The 20011-nt window shown below is 44.0% G+C and carries 12 protein-coding genes; 6 read left to right on the forward strand and 6 right to left on the reverse strand.

The genetic code is table 11. The annotated features are described in order from the left end of the window. Positions 1-716: 716 nt before the first annotated feature. Entirely contained in the window at positions 717-3965 is a 3249-nt protein-coding gene (locus CUJ83_RS02515; RefSeq protein WP_230740293.1) for an ATP-dependent helicase, read from the reverse strand. A 672-nt stretch (positions 3966-4637) separates the two neighbouring features. Between CUJ83_RS02515 and CUJ83_RS02520 the strand changes: the two genes are divergently transcribed. Beyond that, positions 4638-7076 carry a tetratricopeptide repeat protein gene (locus CUJ83_RS02520; protein ID WP_230740295.1) on the forward strand — a complete coding sequence of 813 codons (2439 nt, stop codon included), beginning with the start codon at positions 4638-4640 and terminating at the stop codon, positions 7074-7076. A 975-nt stretch (positions 7077-8051) separates the two neighbouring features. Here the strand turns inward: CUJ83_RS02520 and CUJ83_RS02525 are convergent. The 3 genes from CUJ83_RS02525 to CUJ83_RS02535 form a co-directional block, all read right to left on the reverse strand. Continuing rightward, entirely contained in the window at positions 8052-8876 is an 825-nt protein-coding gene (locus CUJ83_RS02525) for a hypothetical protein (protein ID WP_230740297.1), read from the reverse strand. 208 nt (positions 8877-9084) lie between these two features. Next, on the reverse strand, positions 9085-10836 hold the full coding sequence (locus CUJ83_RS02530) for a tetratricopeptide repeat protein (RefSeq protein WP_230740298.1): 1752 nt from the start codon (positions 10834-10836) through the stop codon (positions 9085-9087). Positions 10837-11460: 624 nt separating this feature from the next. Continuing rightward, complete coding sequence (locus tag CUJ83_RS02535) at positions 11461-12603, reverse strand: tetratricopeptide repeat protein (RefSeq protein WP_230740300.1); 1143 nt, start codon at positions 12601-12603, stop codon at positions 11461-11463. Between the two features lie 100 nt (positions 12604-12703). Here CUJ83_RS02535 and CUJ83_RS02540 point away from each other — a divergent pair, with 100 nt between their 5' ends. Continuing rightward, positions 12704-13636 carry a prenyltransferase gene (locus CUJ83_RS02540; protein WP_230740302.1) on the forward strand — a complete coding sequence of 311 codons (933 nt, stop codon included), beginning with the start codon at positions 12704-12706 and terminating at the stop codon, positions 13634-13636. A gap of 55 nt (positions 13637-13691) precedes the next feature. Next, entirely contained in the window at positions 13692-14045 is a 354-nt protein-coding gene (locus CUJ83_RS02545; protein ID WP_230740304.1) for a NifB/NifX family molybdenum-iron cluster-binding protein, read from the forward strand. Between the two features lie 605 nt (positions 14046-14650). On the opposite strand, the gene CUJ83_RS02550 is transcribed toward CUJ83_RS02545, so the two are convergent. Beyond that, a complete protein-coding gene (locus CUJ83_RS02550; protein ID WP_230740306.1) occupies positions 14651-16363 on the reverse strand; it encodes a glutamate--tRNA ligase in 1713 nt (570 codons plus the stop codon). 95 nt (positions 16364-16458) lie between these two features. Next, a complete protein-coding gene (locus CUJ83_RS02555; RefSeq protein WP_230740308.1) occupies positions 16459-17067 on the reverse strand; it encodes a TetR/AcrR family transcriptional regulator in 609 nt (202 codons plus the stop codon). Between the two features lie 133 nt (positions 17068-17200). Between CUJ83_RS02555 and CUJ83_RS02560 the strand changes: the two genes are divergently transcribed. The 3 genes from CUJ83_RS02560 to CUJ83_RS02570 are packed head-to-tail and all read left to right on the forward strand — an operon-like array spanning position 17201 to position 19498. Beyond that, a complete protein-coding gene (locus CUJ83_RS02560) occupies positions 17201-18055 on the forward strand; it encodes an ABC transporter ATP-binding protein (protein WP_230740310.1) in 855 nt (284 codons plus the stop codon). Further along, positions 18052-18759 (forward strand): ABC transporter permease, encoded by a 708-nt coding sequence (locus CUJ83_RS02565; protein ID WP_230740312.1) that lies wholly within the window; start codon positions 18052-18054, stop codon positions 18757-18759. Before CUJ83_RS02560 ends, CUJ83_RS02565 begins: the two co-directional genes overlap by 4 nt. A 1-nt stretch (position 18760) precedes the next feature. Continuing rightward, positions 18761-19498, forward strand: a complete 738-nt coding sequence (locus tag CUJ83_RS02570; RefSeq protein WP_230740314.1) for an Rv2686c family ABC transporter permease subunit — start codon at positions 18761-18763, stop codon at positions 19496-19498. The last annotated feature ends 513 nt before the right edge of the window (positions 19499-20011 follow it).

Consider the following 20011-nt stretch of genomic DNA (forward strand, 5'->3'; position numbering starts at 1 on the left):
TATTAATTCGTAAAGGTACAGGTTTTCCTCTTTGATTTTTTGTTCTTAAAATACTTTCATGATGCATAATAACATAGAATATTTTTAATATGCATGATATAAAAATTGTTCTAACAAGAAGAGGAATATTCTTAAGCTAACCAAATGACCCGAGTAATATTTAAAGAATGTATTACCCAACATTTATCACAGAAAAATCGAGAGCACTAAGTGTATTCCAAATATAAAACATGAAATATAGTTTAGGCATATAGGTTTTGTCGATAATAAATAAGATATATTGTTGGATTTTTAGAGATTTGTATTTGTATTTTAATAGAGATGTTTTATATAAATGGGTAAAAGTATTTGGATATGTGTGCCGAGTGATTTTTCATACTAACCTACCTAAAGTATGTAAACATCACTTAAATATTTATAAAACTGATAAAAACATGATTGACACAAATAGTAAGACAAATACAGGTACTTCACCAGAAAAAAGATAGCAAACCCAAGAATAATAATCATAAAATAAATTATACAAAAAACCTCTATTATCACAAATTTTTAATATTTATGATAAATGAGAATTAAAATATTGGGGATTGTTTTAGGGACTGCGCCATATGAGTGAGTAAAAATTAAGGAATACGTTTCACTAAGTTAAATTATGTGGAGGTTACTCAATTAGAAAGAAAAAAATTTGTTATCATATATTGTATACTCACGAAATATTAACTCCATTTCGGACAATACATCTGGTACGGGCAATATCTCCCCGGCCCCGTATTCCCACCGCAGTTCTCTATCACATTAAACCCTTTCTCATAGTCATTTTTAATGCCATCTGCAAGCTTGAGTAAATCCGCCAGGGTATCCTCAATCTTAACCGCCTTGCATCTCCCATTGACATTTTTCATACATCCATCATCTGAAACCTCAAACACCCTAGGAACCTCATCTTCAAGAAGCTCCAATGTCAACCTCTTAGGATTGTACCCCAAAGCCTTCAAAGCAGGATCATTCTCAAATGCAAGTTTATAAACCACAAGCTGGCTATCCCGGTCAACGGCAGCAGGCTCCTTTCCAGTCTTATAATCAATGATCTCGATGTCGCCATTGCTGCCAATTCTATCTATACGGTCTATCTTGCCGGTAAAGTGATACCCGTCAAGAACGAAATTGAACATCTGCTCAGTCATCAGGTTATTTGACATCCTATCCTTATTACGTGCCCAAAACACGTCAAATATCAAATTAGCCCTCTTGATGTTTACTCCATTATATTTCTGCATCTTAGCGAGGTCTTTTGCAATCTTATCAATGTCCTCTCTCGAATTCACTTTATTCTTTACCGCAAGTTCGAGCACTTCATGAACAAAGCTTCCAAACCCTAACGCGCTGTCCCCTTCGCTGTCATCGTCGCGCGAAGGCATCCTCAACACATAGGAAAGCTCAAATTTCTTAGGACACTCGCGGTAAGTTTTCAAAGCGGAGAAAGATAACTTAAACTCTTCAGGAACGAATTTTAAGCCTCTGGGAATACCGTCGCTAATATTCGATAGAATGATCCCGGCTTCTTCTGCAGCAGTCTTCGCTTCAGGTATGTTTATCGAATGCCCGTTCCCTGAAAGGCTCTGATAAAGTAAAAGATTATAGAGAGCCAGTTCCGGATCGGAATCCATATTGGCCAGTAATAGATTTTTGATCTCTGCTTTCTTCCTATCGAGATCAGAATCCCGGTCCATTCCGACGACTATTGCAGTTATGTCCTCAACAAATTCTACATCCTTATGCAATTCATCGTTTTCATAACATGCTTCATCGATAAATTCAGACGGATCCCTTTCTTTATCCCCATAGCTTCTCGCATAACAAAGATTCAGCACCTTCTTTGCCCTGGTATATGCGACATATGCAAGACGCCTTTCTTCTTTGATCCTCAACTCTTTTTTCCTGGCTTTCAACGCTTCTTCCATCTCTTTTTCAGATCCGTACCCGGCCTCGAATATCGCCTTATAGCGGTCATTCATTTCATCGGGGATCAAAGGTTCCCTTCCACCCGACGTTATGGGGAACTTACTTTCCACAAGATCAGCGATATAGACATGATCAAACTCCAGCCCTTTCGCCGCATGACAGGTCATCAAGACCACGCCATGAGCATCCTCGATCTGTGGAGACTCAAGGTCATCGCCAAGCTCGTCCAGCATCTCCATGTACTCAATAAATCCGGGCAGGTCAGTCCCGTAAAACTCCTGGAATTCCAGTATGACATCATAAAGATGCTTTAAATTAAGCATCGAAAGGCGATTATCAATAGTCGCCTCATGCGAGAACTGTCTCGAAAGCCCGGAAACATCATAAATATCAAGCAAGAGTTCCTGTAAAGGCTTATTTTTATTATTCCTCAATTCCTGTATCTTTGCCAGCAGTAAACGGATCTTATTTCTTCCTTCCTTAGACAGGCCGGAAGGCAAAGCTCCCATCATGACATTTTGTATGCTGCCCCTTTTTGCCGCTTTTGCGAGAACGTGAGAATCAGACATAGACAGTCCGTACTTATAATGTAAAAGACTCCACCACTGCTGGTCCGCGCTATATCTCGGGTTTTCCAGGTTAGCAATAACGTAAAGATAAGCCAGAGCGGTCCTGATCTCCTGCCTCTTCAGGAAACCTGTATTGCTTACAAGCTGGAACGGCACACCCCGTCGCTGAAAAGCAGTCTGGATCATAGACGCGGACGAGTGAGAACGGAAAAGAACAGCGATATCATCATGCTTTATGCCGTTATTGACTAACAGTTCAACTTCCTCGACTATCCTTCTGGCCTGCTCATTCGGGTTTTTCAAGCTGATAAGCCTTACCTTATCCCCTTCAGTATTATTTGCCGATCTTAACAGAGGAGTATCTTCAGGATCATCATAATTATTGACAATAAGCCTGTGCGCAGTCCTCAATATCGTATCTGTCGAGCGATAATTTTCTATAAGCTTATACTCTTTAGCTTTCAGTTCCTTCTTAAAGTCCCCGATATTTTCCGGATATGCACCCCTGAAAGCATAGATAGCCTGATTCTCATCTCCGACGACTGTGATATTCTTACATTTAGATGTCAATATCTTAAGGAGCTTGAACTGCTGCCTGTTAGTATCCTGGAATTCATCGACGATAACATAATCATATAGATCGGCCAGTACTTCATCATCGATATCGCTGGCATACTCCAGCGTCAATTTAATGAGGTCGGCATAGTCAAGCATTTTCTTTTCGGCTTTCTTCTCTTCATAGCCTTTCCATGCTTTTAAAAACTCGACATATTTCTCATATTCATCATACAGCGCAAGGAATTCGTTGAGCCGTTTCTTTTCTTCCCTCAGCTCCTTTGTCTGCACATCCAGATGTAAAGTCTTGATCCTGAAACGTGCATTATAAACTTCCGTTTCAAGATCGCTTTTCTTAGAATAATACCCCTTCAATTGAGATTCAAGACCCGAAATATATTCTTCAAAGTCATGCTGATACAGGTCAAGGTCTTTCGCCCTCTGTATACTGGTAATGTAATTACCAATCTTATAAGCAGGCACATCCAGTTCCTTAAAAAGTAAAAATTTAGCGTCAGTCTCATCCAGTATCTTATGATCATCGGTGATGCCAGTAGTATCCGAATTATCCCTCAGAAATTTAGAGCAAAACGCATGAAACGTATTAGCGTAAACATCGCGCCCTTCAGGAACGACCTTAACAAGCTCATCTTTCATATGTCCGGCGGCTTCGCGCGAAAAAGTAAGCATCAATAACCTTTCAGGCTTCAATTTTTTCTCTTTGATCAAATAAGCGGTCTTGGCAGTGATCATAGTGGTCTTTCCAGTACCTGCGCCTGCCGTGACCAGTACAGGGCCTTCAACATCCATTATCGCCTGTTTTTGCTCATTGTTAAGTATCCTCCCCGTGATCTCCCTGAAGGACTCGAAAAAATCCATAATTACACCCAAATAATTGATACTAATATAATGGATTACTATCCAGGTTATAAAAGATATAGCTGATGATATATAAATATTATCAATTTTTGTTTTATAACATAATTTTATGTTATTTATAAATAAAAAGAACGTGTAAAACAAAAATGTCAAAAGAGTACAAGTTTATACCACCAGCTTTTTTAACCGAAACCGGGTTATTAAACTTTCGTGCTTTGGAGAGGTTCGGGCCTTGTTTTAGCGTTAGTGAATTAGTGTATTTTTGTGCATTGAGTTGAGCGTTTGAGGCGTTAGTGCATTGACGGTGATGCTAGAGCCTTAGAGGTTTTGTGAGTCAACTTTTAGTGCCTTAGAGACCTTAAAAAATCATTTAAAAATTTTTGTGTTTCCGTGTTTCTGTGAAATTTGTATCTACCTGCCATCCGACAGGAACAACACAAAAACATCATGATAAAACACAAGAAAAATTCGTTAAGGCCATTCATCCTTTCTTAAAATCCACGACATAAAATAACCATTGAATAAATATTCATACTATCAGCAATATAACCATTTGTTATCCAAAGAACTACCAACCAACCGTAACCATCACAAGTATTAATATACTTTGTCATAAAACAAATATTTATAACATAACACACTAACATACTAAATTCACGAACGAGGGACAAGATGGCAGAACAGGACATACAGCAACAGGTCACCCTGAACATAGAAGAACTACAAGAAATGGTCCGAAAGAACCCTCAGGACCCGTTAGCCCACAACACGCTTGGCATAGCCTACGCCACCAAAGGCGACATAGACGCCGCCATACAAGAATTCAGGGACGCCATAAAGATAGAGCCAAAATACGCCGAAGCCCAGTTCAACCTCGGCTACGCATGCTACCAAAAAGGCCTCATAGACGACGCCATCCACGCTCTCCGCGAATCCATCTGGCTAGAACACGGCGAGTCCGAAGCCCCTCACTACGTCCTCGGTCTAATACTCAGCGATATTGGACAATTAGACGACGCGATGAAAGAGTTCCGCGACGTCATAAGAATAAGGGCCGACAACGCCGAATCACACTTTAACCTGGGCGTCATACTATCCAGAAAGTCCCAGATCGAAGAAGATCCTATTCTACTATACAACTCGATCCTCGAATACAGGGAAGCCATCAGGATCAAGCCCAGCTATGCGGAAGCGCACAACAACCTCGGAACATCCCTGGCGGACAGAAAGCAGATCGAAGAGGCGATGAAAGAGTTCGAGGAAGCGATAAAGATCAATCCCGAGTATGTCGACGCCCATTACAATCTCGGCAGATCTCTCGGCGATCTAAAAAAGTCGGACGAAGCGATAAAAGAGCTGAAAGAGGCCCTGAGAATAAAGCCCGACTATTCCCTTGCAAGATATTTCCTCGCAAAAGAGCTCAGGACGCAGGGCAAATACGATGAGGCCATCCAGGAATACAAAGAGGTCATAAAAGCCCATCCCGACAAAGCCATAGTCCGCGTCGACCTCGGCATCGCATATGCCCAAAAAGGCTCGCATGTAGAGGCAGTAAAGGAATTCAAGGAAGCCATAAAGCTAGATCCGCAATACGTCGACGCCAGAAGCAATCTGGGCAAGGCACTCACCGAGGCAGGATTGCTGGACGAGGCAATAAAAGAGCTGAAAGAAGCAGTCAAGATCAACCCTGACTCCCCCGGAGCCCATTATAATCTGGGCATAGCATACGGGCTAAAAGGCAGCCTCAAGAATGCCATAAAAGAATTCCGGGAAGTCGTAGACATAGTGCCGGAATATGCCGACGGCCACAACAACCTCGGCCTCGCGCTCGCAAGAAAAGGCAGCTATAACGAGGCTATCAAGGAATACCATGAGGCCATCAAGCTAAACCCGTACGACGCTAACGTTTTTCATAACCTCGGATATGCGCTTGACGCAAAGGGAAGGTTCCACGAGGCCACCCATGAGTTCCGGGAAGCCGTGTACCTGCAAAAGGATAACCCGCTATTCCACAAGAGCCTCGGCTACATCCTGGCAAAACAGGAGTTTTTCGACGAGGCCATAGGGGAATTTAAAGAAGCTATGAAGCTGGCCCCTCAGGATGCCGAAGCTTACTATCATCTCGGCGACAGCCTGTTCAAGAAAGGAAAGATAGACGATGCCATTTCTAATTTCAAAGAGGCACAAAAACTGGGCCACGACAGCGCCATAGTACATAACGCGCTTGGAGCCTGCTATGCCAATAAAGGCATGATGGACGAGTCCCTTGAAGAGTTCAAGAAGGCAGTGAAGCTTGAGCCCGGAAACGCCGAGTATCATGTCGACCTGGGTAACATCTACTGTGAAAAGAACATGTATGAGCAGGGGATCAAAGAGTTCAAGAAAGCCCTAAAGATCAACTCAAAGAACGTTTCAGCACATCTGTTCCTTGGCATATCCCTGACAGAGACCGGTAAATTCGACGAGGGCATCAAAGAGTTCAACAAAGTCCTGGAGATAACTCCGGACGACATCATCGCTATCAACAATCTTGGTAACGCATATCATTACAAAGGCGAGTATGATAAGGCCATAGAAGAGTATAAGAGATCGCTGGAAATGGACCCGTATGATTACAAGGTCCATTACTGCCTTGCTAACACCTACATGAGCAAAGAGATGCTAGAGGAGGCTATCGAAGAGTTCAAGTGGTCGCTGATGCTTAACACGAATGATTATAAGACTCACAACAATTTCGGGTTATTGCTCATGGAAAAAGGCATGATATACGATGCGATTTTGGAGTACCGCGAGGCGATAAGGCTGAACCCTGACGACTTCCTTGCCCATACTAACCTCGGCGTCGCGCTGTTAAAGAGAGACCTGTACGAAGAGGCCATGAAAGAGTTCGCGCAGGTGCTGTGCCTGAACCCGGACTATTATGATGTGTATTACCACCTGGGCTACGTCCATGAAAGGGTAGAGGACTTGAAAAAGTCCATAGAGGAGTACGAAAAGTTCCTGAAGCTCGCGCCAGAGGAAGATGAGCGCCTGGAGTATATAAAGCAGCATATTTCCGAGTTAAAAGACAAGGAAAGGACTATCGAAAGACAGGAACAGGTTTACCAGTAGATACATCAGATAATTAATCGGGTAAAATAGATCACTCATAGTCCCACAACTTTTTCACCACGAAATCTTTGATGAGCGGGTTCTTGCTCAGGTTTTAAGAATGAAAGAACGTGTCGTACTTACCCGGTCTTTGAGATGAAGTTTTTTATGGTTATGCCTGTCGGATGGCAGGTAGGCACGTAACCTCACAGAAACACAGAAACACAAAAAATTTTTTATATGATTTTTTAAGAGCCCCAAGACCCCAAAATCTTACTCACTAAATCACGAAGGGCTCCAGTATCACCGTCAACGCACTAACACCTCTAACGCCCGGCTCAACGCACCAACCTCTCTAAGTCACCAACGCTAAAACAAGACCCGAAGATTCTCCAAGGGCACGAAAATTTAACTGCACGGTTGACGCTTACATGATCGATATAATCCTTGATGGGATCAGGGATACACAAACAGCGGTTTTAAACTTTTGTGCCTTGGAGAATCTTCGGGTCTTGTTTTAGCGTTAGTGAATTAGAGCGCTTCGAGCATTAAGCCGTGCATTAGAGACGTTTGTGCGTTGACGGTGATACTAGAGCCTTCGTGATTTCGTGAGCATTTTTTGTGATTTAGTGACCTTAAAAAATCATATAAAAAAATTTGTGTTTCTGTGTTTCTGTGAGGTTACGTGCCTACCTGCCATCCGACAGGCACAACGCCAGAACTCAATCACAGAACAGATGTAATATGTCCATTTTAACTGAGACCATCTAAAAGTTTTTCATGGGAGCACACAAAAGCGAACAAGGAAAACAAAGGACTTTTTAGTATATTAGCTTATACTTAAAAGAATTTTGTATACCTTATTCGTCTTCGTGCGCTTCGGGTTTAACTGTTTAGTGGTCCTTTGTGTGCCTTTGTGCGCTTAGTGGTGAAAAAATGGTGACCTTAGTTTCCTTTGTGTTAGACATAATCAAAGATGGAATTTTTCATTTAGGATCATATCGGGAAATATTTGCTTATCAGACCTATTATACCGTCCATCCAGTCGATATTTAAAAAACTGGTTAATGATGCGCTAGGAGCGGACGCTGGCACTTTTGTAGCTGATGGCACGGGAGTCGCAGTTACGGATGGTGTTATGGTGCCGGAAGGTGTAGGAGTTACACCCATGGTCGTTGTAGTGTATATTACGACATCACCCGTATCTTCAGTGTCTGATGTCATATCGGGTGCAGGTATACCATAGTAAATATCCGATATATGTTCCCCGTTAGCTTTTACATGATATATTCCATATGGAAGACCGGAGGTGCTCATGGATACGCTATAATCTCCCTGCGCATCTGAGATAGTTTCCATAGTAGCACTGACAATGAGAGATACTTTATCCGCGGAAGATTTCCCGGATACACCGACATCATATTTACCTCCCGGGACCTTATTCACGGCGAAGCCGCATTTATTGTTAACCACGGCCATATCCATGCTTTGAGTAACCCCGAATGCTTTACCTGTGATAGTTAAAGTAGTTACGGGGCTGATCGACATGCTCAGGCCGCTGCCTTCAGGTATCTGTAATCCATTTATACTATACTCATAGTTCCCGCCTGTAACAGGTATGCTGATCGTCGTCGTACATACTATGCTTACCGGGCTATTCGGCGTCGTATGGCCTGCAAATGTAAAATATTCTCCGTTCGCCTGAATGATCTGTGCCGCAGCATTCGCGTTCGATGATAATAAGTTCAGCGATATTATCAGGCATATGAACATAGCGATGATGCTCGTTCTTTTCAGGCTATTAAAAAGGTGGTTAAGCATAGAGGGTCCCAGGGTATAATTACAACAATGATAGTGAATGAAATATAATTTTTGTTATAAATATGAAATATAGCAAAGTAAATTTACATTTTTGAAAGTAAATGATATATTAAGTATTTTACGATCATGTTTCGCTGAATACTGTTTGTAGCCATGCACAAAAATAGCAATAAAATATCAGTATCACTTTTAAAAAATGAAGCTATCTTTACGTAGCCCCGATCTTACCCCTGATCTCTTCCATTTTCTCTCTAGCCTCTTCAAAGTCCGGGTCTATTCTCAGCGCCTCCGAAAGCTCCATCAAACCGCTTTCCATATCCCCGGTCGTCGCCAGCGTCACACCAAGGTTAAAATGTGCCTTGACCATTCCGGGATCAATATCAATGGCCTGCCTGAACTCTTTAGCCGCATCTGCGTACATACCTTTTTTAAAGTAGCATACGCCAAGCTTATCGTGTGCTTTAGCATACAGCGGAAGAAGCCGTATGCACTCTTTAAATTCTTTTACTGCATCATCGATCCTTTCCAGGTAAACGTACAGCAGCCCGAGATCGTAATGAGCTTCAAGGTAGCCGGGTTTTAATTTGATGGCCTCCCTGAGCTCGCGTATGGCCTCATCGGGGCTATTCAGCTGTTCATACATTAATGCAAGGTTATATCTTGCCTGTGGATTATCGGGGCAGATCCTTACTACTTCTTTAAGCTCTTTTAATGACTCCCCGTATCTCTCCAGCATCGAGTAGATGATGGCGAGCCTGTTATGTGCCTCGGCATGGTCAGGGAACATTTTCGCTGTGTATTCCAGCAATCCCAGTAATTCATTGATCTTCCCGGCCCTGTAAAGCGCCGTAGCAAGATTATCCCTGGCCTCAAGATAGCCGGAGTCAAGGTCAATGGCCTTACGGAGCTCGCTTATCCCTTTATCGAATTCGCCTTTAACGAAAAGGGCACGTCCAAGATTATTATGCGCCTCGGGGAAATCCTCCTCCAGCCTGATAGCTTCCCGATATTCTTTTATCGCCTCTTCGATCTCGCCTTTAGCCTCTAGCGCCCTGCCCAGCCTGCTGTGGACCTCGGCAGAATTGGGGTCGATAGACAGCGATTTCCTGAACTCGTCGATAGCCTCGTCCAGGCTTCCCTGTATCCCGAGAATGTCCCCCAGCATGCTGTGAGCGAGAGGATCGTCCGGGTTCCTCCGTATCACTCTCTGGTATTCAAGGATAGCCTCGTTCAGAGAGCATTTCATCTCAAGCGCTTTGGCTTTATTATAATGTAATTGCGGATTATCGGGATCCAGCTTGATAGCTTCGTCATAGATATGAGCGGCTTCGTCGGGCATGCCTTTTATGCGGTAAGCGTTACCTATCCGGTTGTAGGCGTCTACAAGCCTTGGATTTAAACGTATCGCTTCCTTTAGCTCATCGATAGCGTCATCGGGCAAACCGTTCAGGAGGAGCGTCCTTCCCAGATGATAGTGAATGATGTCGGAACCCGGCTCGATATCCAGGGCTTCCCTGAACTCCCTTATCGCATCGCCATATTTTCCTTTAAACTTATACACGATCCCGAGACCGTCGTGAGCGTCGGCATATCTCGGGTTAATGTAGATGGCCTCGTTAAATTCTTTGAAAGCATCATCCGCATGATTCGTGAGGATATAGCAATATCCTAAGAGATAGTGCGCCTCCGGATGCATGGGATTGATTTTTATTGTTTCTTGAAAATGTCTAATGGCATCGTCATAATCGAGCGTCATGGCATAAACGTTACCCAGGCCAAAATGTACCTCAGCGTCGTCAGGTTTTATTTTTAAAGCTTTGTTGAACTCCTTTATTGCTTCATCAAAGTCCTTTGACATGGTTAGCTCATAAGCCAGTTGCTTGTGCGCGTCAAAATTATCAGGGTTTTTCTCTATCTCCTCTCTCAACGATTTTATCGGGTCCTGATTATCATCTATCATCAATAATTAATTTATTAATTTAATTATATAAAATTTATATTCTAAGTGATTTGTATGATGATCTTTAACAAATTCTGATCCATAGTAGTGTATATAGCAAGTTCATCGCCACAAAGGCAACCAGGGGCACGATTTTTTAACCACTAAGCGCACGAAGGCGAATAAGGACCACAAAACGTTAACCACAAAGCGCACAAAGTCGAAAAAGGAACACGAAGGACTTTTTAGAAAAAGCATACTCATAGTATAAAAAAAATTTTAGTGTACCTTATTCGCCTTCGTGCGCTTCGTGGTTAACAAAATTTGTGTACCTTATTCGCCTTCGTGCGCTTCGTGGTTAACAAAATTAGTGTACCTTATTCGCCTTCGTGCGCTTCGTGGTTAACAAAATTTGTGTACCTTATTCGCCTTCGTGCGCTTCGTGGTTAACAAAATTAGTGTACCTTATTCGCCTTCGTGCGCTTCGTGGTTAACAAAATTAGTGTACCTTATTCGCCTTCGTGCGCTTCGTGGTTAACAAAATTAGTGTACCTTCGAGCACTTACAGCCCTTCTTGATGAAGATAGTGTCTTTCAAATTATTCTTACTGCAATAAGCCGATTTTATATCACCAGTAGAAATCTATCAGCCCTTTTTAACACTTTTTTCCAGGACCATGTCAAGAGCGTTTCTAGCATCCTCATAATCCGGGTCTATCTCCAGAACTTTCCTGAACTGCCCTTCGGCTTCATCCAGCATACCTTTTTCAAGGTAAACGACACCGAGATCATAGCGCACCTCAGCATATTCAGGGTTAATCCGGATAGCAGCACACAATTCTTCGATAGCCTCATCAGGCTTCTCAAGGTCCAGATACAACAGGCCGAGAGCATAATGCAGCTCATCACCATCAGGAAAGGCCTTCAATCCGCCTTTCAATTCCGAGACTGCATCATCCGCACGATCTTCATCCAGCAGATAGTCGGATATTGCTATATACGCCTCCTGGTGATAGGGATTGATCTTTATAGTCTTCCTGAGCTCCGCCATAGCCTCGTCATACATTTCATTAGCTAAAAGGGCCATCCCGTAGGAATAATGAAATTCAGGGTTTTCCGGCTCAAGCCCGATAGCTTTTTTGATCTCTTCCAGAGACTCTTTATTATTACCCCTCATGGAAAGAAGGTTACCAAGGATAATATGAGCATATGCGTTACCCGGATCAAGCCGGATAGACTCCCTGGCTTCGGCTATCGATTCCTCGATATTAAGCCTCAGGTAAAGTATGCCGCTAAGGCTAAGATGCGCGTCGGAATCTTCCGGCATTAGCCTGACGACTTGCCTGTACTCTTTTTCGGACTTTTCAAGTTCGCATACCTCCAGATATAGCTCTCCAAGCTCCAGATGGGCCTGAACACTATTCGGGTCTAGAGATAAAGCCTTATTATACTCGGTCATGGCTTCAGGGACCTTATTTTTGATCCGGAATATCTCGGCCATGGAAATATGAGGATCGAGGTAGCCTGGATCTAGATTTATTGCTGTCTCGTACTCTTTTTCGGCTTCGTCTATCCATTCCTTGTACATGTAAATATTCCCGAGGAAGTAGTGAGCAGGTGCGAATTCAGGTTTCAGGCGTACAGTCTCCTTAAATTCTTTAAACGCGTGCTCTACCATATCTTGCCGGAGATATTCCACCCCGAGTAAAAAATGAGCTTCATGGTCATAAGGGTCGGATTCGATCCTTGACATTAGATCATCTATCGACGACATGCTTTCCACTGGCATAAATATCCAATTATAATATTAATCTGATATTTTAAATATTAAACTATTTTACAGTCGTTGACCGTATCCCTTAAATAAGCGGTAAATGACATGTAAAAATATGTTTAATTTACGGGCATGGGTCAAAGAATTTCGTTTACTTTTCCTTATTTATGTCATAGTGCCCGTTATATTAGGCTCCATAATCTCATACAAGTATTACCCTGAAGATTTCAGCGTGCCCTATTTCTTACTATCCATCGTTGCTATCCTGTTACTCCATGCGGGCACTATAGCGTATAACGACTATTTTGATTTTAAAAGCGGCGCGGACGTGATCAATGAGAACAGGACGCCATACACGGGAGGCACGGGATTACTGGTAGACAATGTGCTTAAGCCGTCCCACGTCGTTATAGTGGGGACCGTCTGCTTTATTTTGTGTATCATTATCGGCCTTTACATAGTGTTCGCGAGAAGCATTATGGTGCTCCCGATAGGCATCGCAGGCGTGGCCATGGGAATATTTTACACTGCGCCGCCGTTGAAGCTTTCATACCACGGCGCCGGTGAATTGATGTGGTTCCTGTCCACCCCGCTGATGGCCCTGGGAGCGTTGTATGTCCAGAAGCCGGTGATGTCGATATCCGAACTTATCGGGACATACGATGCGGCATTGGCAGCCGTCATCACAACATTACCGATCGCGTTCCTCAGCTCTTCAGGCCTACTGATACTGGAATTCCCGGACCATGACGCTGACAGGGCGGCGAGAAAGAATAACCTCATTGTGCTTATGGGAAGGAAGAATTTTCTCTATATGTTCATTCTGGTAAGCCTGCTATCATATATATCGCTCATGGCGAGCGTTATTTCTGGTTCCGTCACTGTAAAGGCATTATTTACACTGGTATCGGTGCCCGTAATGATACTGACGGTCATCGGCCTTATAAAGTTCTATATGAAGCCACAGAGCATGGTGAGGTACATAGAGCTGATGTCCATTACGATAATCATAATGAGCATCGCGATGATAGTCGCGCTTCTGTTTTAGCCTGTCTTGACCAAAGTATAATATTATTGACAAAAAGAAAGGAACATGGATAGTTATGAAGGTCTGCATACCTAAGGACAGGAATAAGGTGGCCAGGAATTTCGGGAACGCTGACGAGTTCGTGCTTTATGAGATCGAGGATGGAAAGATCATCGGTAGAGACTTGATAAAAAACCCGAGCCGCGAGCAGGCTTCATCGCCGAAAATGATGCCGAAGATAGGAGTCACTCATATCATAGCCGATGGAATAGGCAAGCGTGCGGTAGACATGTTAAAGGATGAGAACATACCGGTTTACCCTGGCGCTAAGGGAACTTTAGATGAAGCTATTGAGAAGTTCTTGCGAGGAGAATTAAAATGCGCATTTGAGCCTTCGGGAGAATATCCCTGTGAAGAGGGACGAAAGTAAAAAAAATTTAATATTCTAATATAGTAGTACCTGTCGGATGGCAGGTAGATACTAACCTCACGAAAACACAGAAACATAAAATTTTTTTATATGATTTTTAAGGGCACGAAAGCTCTAAGAATTTACTCACTAAACCTCTAAGGCTCTAGTATCACCGTCAACGCACAAACGTCTCTAATGCTCAACTCAACGCACTAAATTCTCAAATGCACTAACGCTAAAACAAACACCGAACCTCCCCAAAGCACGAAAGTTCAATAGCACTGTTTATGTTGCGCCTTATTGATCATCATATCCGATATGCTTCAGTCGAGTTAAACGGAAACCGCGCTATTGAACTTTAGTGGTTTGGAGAGGTTCGGTGTTTGTTTTAGCGTTAGTGAATTTGAGAATTTAGTGCGTTGAGTCGAGCGTTGGGGATGTTTGTGCGTTGACTGTGATACTAGGGCAATTAGAGATTTTGTGAGTAAGTTTTTGGTGACTTTGAGACCTTAAAAAAATCATAAAAAAAATTTGTGTTTCTGTGTTTTCGTGAGGTTAGTATCTACCTGCCATCCGACAGGTACAACAATATAAAAATATTAAAAAATTCAAAAAAAGCGTACTCACGGGTGAGTGTAGTACGCGACTATAACGCCATTTATAGAGTCGATCCTTGCGAATCCGAACCTCTCGAACTGCACGACATTATGAAGTTCATCCTTGACGCCGGCCTCGGCCACGCCGTGGAACTCTCCGTCCGGGCTTATCACCCTTACAGAGACACCATCCTTCGGCGCCCAGTGAATGATCCTTGCACCTTTCTTAAGGACAGAAATATCATTACCTATGTATTCGGCGCAAAGCGGATCTAACGATTTTATCCTTACGTTGTACAGGTCTTTGAGCCTTATCAGGTCGCCGGGCTTCATGTTGTCCGCGTCGATCATGGTGACCAGAATATCGGCATTCTCCGGCACATGGATCTTCCTTACGCCGCGAGACTCGTCCATCGGGTGTAACGGTGCGCCTGCTACCGTCTCGGGAGCCCCGTCGATCTTCATTACGACCGGATTGTGTACGAAGAAATACCTGTTAACCTTTGAGTCCACTATCTTCCGGTTCTCCGCGTAGAGAGTGTCCATGCTGAACTCGATGTCGGTCTCCGTCACGCCCATGTTTACCATGACGTTCCGGATAGCCTCCGGCTCGATACCCCTTCTCTTGAGCGCTGCCACGGTCGGAAGCCTCGGGTCGTCCCAGCCGGAATATTCGCCGTCCTGTATGCCCTTTTTCATTACGCTGGTGGAGAACTTGCCGAAGCCAAGAAGCCTGACACGGCCCCAGTGGTAGACCTTCGGGTATTCCCAGCCAAGATAATCATATACGTACTTTTGCTTCTGCGCGGTCTTTATGAGGTCTTTGCCCCTGATGATATGCGTGACGTTCTGGAAGTGGTCTTCCATCGCCGACTCGAAGTCAAGCATCGGCCACACAAGATACTTATTTCCTGCCCTGGGGTGCTCTTCCCTCACGATACGGAATGCTACCCAGTCCCTTAATGCCGGGTCTTTGTGGTCGATCTGAGTCTTTATCCTTAATACGACCTTCTCCTCAAAATCGCCTGCCAGCATCCGCTTCCAGTTGTTCATGTTCTCTTCGGGGGATGTGTCCCTGTGCGGGCACGGCCTGCCTGCGTCCTTAAGTTCCTTGAAAGTCTCCTGTTCGCAGAAACAGACGTATGCATGGCCCAGCGCTATGAGCTTCTCGGCATATTCATAATAAAGAGGTATCCTGTCGGAAGCCACTACGACTTTATCGGGCGGGCATCCCATCCACTTCGCCTGCTCCACGTACCACTGGTACGCCTCAAGCATCGGCTTCTTAATGGACGGGTCTGTGTCGTCGAACCTCATGATGAAAATGCCATCATATTTACGGGCATACTCGTAATTGACGACAATGCCGCGGGCGTTGCCGAGTGACGGCGGGCCGTTCGGGTTCGGGGCTATCCTTAAAGTGACCTTCTGGCCGGGCTTAACGTTGGAAATGTCAAGGTCTGGCAGTCCTTTCCTCGCCTCTTTCTTAGTGTGGACCTCTTCGATGAGCTCGGGGGCGATCTCTTTCAGCTTTGACTGGACCTGTTCCGGTGACATCTCGCCTATTTCGGCGAGGACTTTCTGGATGATAGGCATCAGTTCTTTTGCATGAGGCTTAAGCTCAGGGTGTGTGCCGAGCAGTTTGCCTGTCACGGATCCCGCCTGCGGGACCTTGCCATACTTATACGCGTTCTGGAGCGCGAATTTTTGTACCAGGACCTCTATATCCTTCGTTTCCATGAATAGATGCTCCGTTATAGATTAATGAGTTTATAGGTGATGGGATAGAATATCATTCAAGATATACTTATTGTTTGCTATTTCCAGCCTTCCGATCATTCATTTTTATAATCCCACATCATCAGGGATATCTTTACTAAAAGCTCAATGACCTCTTCATCCGAGTCAAACGGCGTCGGATAGATCGCATGATGCAGCATAATATGCTTGGTCACGTCGGACCACTTTGCCATGAATCGCCATGATTCGCCTTTATTAGAAATATCCACCCCTTTAAAGCGCCCGAAGAAATTGAATATAGCCATCATTTTCTTTTCGTCTACATCTTCGAATATTTCATGTACCTTACTATCCTGTACCGCGCTCAATACAAGTGCGGTTATAAAGCGCTTATTGTTCTTGAAGTATGCAAGATTATTAGAAAAGAAGTTCCTTAAGAAACCGGGAAAATCATCAAAGTCGATGCTGCCGGGGTTATTTGCAGCTGTAAGCTCATTGACGAACTTCATGCCTATTATCCTTACGATCTCCGGCTTGCCTCCCGGGAAGTACTTATAGATAAGGCCTACGCTGACATTAGCCTCTTTTGATATGTCCCTGATAGTGACGTTCTCGTATTTGTTCTCCTCTATCAGCTTTTTTGTGGAGTCAAGAATGATGTTTATCTTTTCTTCCTTGTTCCTCACGTATTTTTTAGCTTCCATCCTTAACACACGCTTCTAAAGTATACTCAATATTTTATACATATAAAGTGAACAATGTTCAAAAACTTTATTAATATCTTACGCTATAATACCTAGTGAACAATGCTCACCTTTAACAGGGAGTTGAAACTACATGATAGAAGTTAAAGACTTAACCTTTACGTATCCCGGGGGTAAGAAAGAGGCGATAAGGAATATCTCCTTTAGCGTTAAGCCGGGAGAGATCTTTGGTTTCCTCGGCCCGAGCGGCGCCGGAAAGAGCACTACTCAGAAAATACTGACCGGCCAGCTGACGGGATATAAAGGCAAGATCTCGGTCATGGGAAAAGACATGGCTTCTTTAAAGTCCGATTTCTACGAGAATATCGGCGTGTCTTTCGAGATACCGAACCATTATCTCAAGCTGACCGCGATGGAGAACCTGAACTACTTCCGCGCACTGTATGGCGGAGAGACAGAGGACCCGATGGAACTCATGAAGCTGGTCGGCCTGGAGACTGACGCAAACAACAGAGTATCAAACTTTTCCAAAGGTATGAAAGTGAGGCTGGGTTTCGTCAGGGCTATGTTAAACAAGCCGGAGCTGTTGTTTTTGGATGAGCCCACGACAGGCCTTGACCCTGTGAACGGCCGTATTATCAAAGACATCATCCTTAAGAAAAAGGCAGAAGGTAAAACAATATTCCTTACAACTCACAATATGACGCTGGCCGATGAGCTTTGCGACCGCATCGGGTTCATAGTTGACGGAGAGATAAAGCTCATAGACTCGCCGCGTAAGCTAAAACTTCAGCACGGCAAGCGTGTCGTCAGGGTTGAGTACAACGAGAACTCGCATGTCGAGACGCGCGAATTCCAGCTAAATGACCTGGCGAACAACAACGACTTTATACAGATACTCCGCAGCAAGGAAGTCCAGACCATTCACACTGAAGAGGCGACGCTTGAAGACATATTCATAAAGGTGACAGGCAGGAGTCTCGCATGATCAACAGGTTCGTCCCTACGGTAAAGCTAGACTTTAAAATGCAGGTAAGGTACGGCTTTGTCTATGTGGCGGCATTATCGGTGATCATATTTGTCCTGATGCTCAGCCAGCTGGACACTCATGGGTCATTACTATTCCTACCGGTATTCTTACTGACCAACCTGCTTCTCAGCACGTTTTATTTCATAGCCGGCATGGTGCTCTTTGAAAAGGGCGAGGGAGTGCTGCAAGGGCTTATAGTGACGCCTTTGAAAATAGAGGAGTACCTCGGCTCAAAAGTGTTCACGCTGACAGCGCTTGCGATAGCGGAGAACATAGCGATGGTGACCCTTGTATTTGGCACCGGCTTTAATGTATTGTTGCTGGTTCTCGGCACAATAATAACAGCAATGATATACATATTGCTGGGATTCATGGTCGTGTCCAAGTACAGTTCCATAAGCGAATATCTGATGCCGTCGGTCGTTTATTCATTCGCTTTTATGATCCCGTTACTGGATTACCTGAAGGTGCTGGAAAGCCCGCTGTTCTACCTGCACCCGATGCAGGCGCCGCTGATACTCATGAAAGCAGCGTTCGTGCCGGTAGAAACATGGCAGCTTGCATATGGCGTACTGTATTCGCTTGTATGGATCGTCGTCGCGTTCGTACTGTCAAAGAGAGCCTTCAATAAACACATAGTGAACAGGATCGGAGGTAACTGAGATGAACTATATCAAGATCATAAGGTCTTTCGGGCTTGGCGATCTCCTGAACGTGGTACGTGACCCTCTGCTAAAATGGATGATAGCGATGCCGTTCATGATAGCCATTTTGCTGAGGTTCCTTGTGCCGGAGCTGACAGCCTGGGCGGCCCCTATGATAGACTTGGTGCCGTACTATCCGATGATCATGGCGATAGTGGTCGTTTTCGTACCCGCGATGTACGGCGTATGCATAGGGTTCCTACTGCTGGATGAAAGAGACGAAGGAATGCTGACTGCGCTAAAAGTGACCCCTGTATCACTATCCAGCTATCTGGTATACCGTATCACGGCGCCTATGCTGTTGAGCTTTGTGTCTACGCTGATAGCATACCCGCTAGCCGGATTGACAGGCATCGACCCGTTAATCCTGATAGTAGTAGCGCTGGTGGCTTCGTTCGAGGCGCCGTTCTTCGCGCTGGTACTGGCTTGTTTCGCAGAAAACAAAGTGCAGGGATTCGCGATACAGAAGATGATGGGTTCCTTATTGATGATACCGATGATCGCCTATTTACTGGACCCGAAATGGGAGTTCGTATTCTATATCATCCCCACTTTCTGGCCGGTAAAAGCGTTCTGGGTAGGCACTATAAACGGCCCGAACTTCTGGCTATACGTGCTGGGCGCGATCGTGTTCCACCTGATACTGATCGGATTACTGCTAAAGCGGTTCGATAAGGTGATGCACAAGGTATCATGATCTAGGTATAATGATCTAATCACTTAAAGTAGAGACGGGAACGACCAAGATTTCCCGTTTCAATTTTTTATAATATATGTACCGCGATTCTACCCCTTAAGTTCATTAATATAATATACTGGTTTTACATTTATCAAACTCACCACAAAGGCAACCAAGTAACACAATTTTTCACCACTAAGGACACAAAGGCAACCAGGTAACACAAGCTTAACCACAAAGGACACAAAGGCAACCAAGTAACACAATTTTTCACCACAAAGGACACAAGGGCAACCAGGTAACACAAGCTTAACCACAAAGGACACAAGGGCAACCAGGTAACACAAAATTTTTTTAAGATATTCAAAAACATTTTATAGTGGTTCCTTTTTCCATATATTCAATATAATGACTATTACCACATATATGGATTAAAATATAAAAACACTACAAACTATTTATTTTTTAAAAATTTTTGGTGCAGTCCCCATATTGCTGTAATTTGAGAATCTATGCAAGTGCTATAAGGCT

The sequence above is a fragment of the Methanooceanicella nereidis genome (genome assembly GCF_021023085.1).
Taxonomy (GTDB): domain Archaea; phylum Halobacteriota; class Methanocellia; order Methanocellales; family Methanocellaceae; genus Methanooceanicella; species Methanooceanicella nereidis.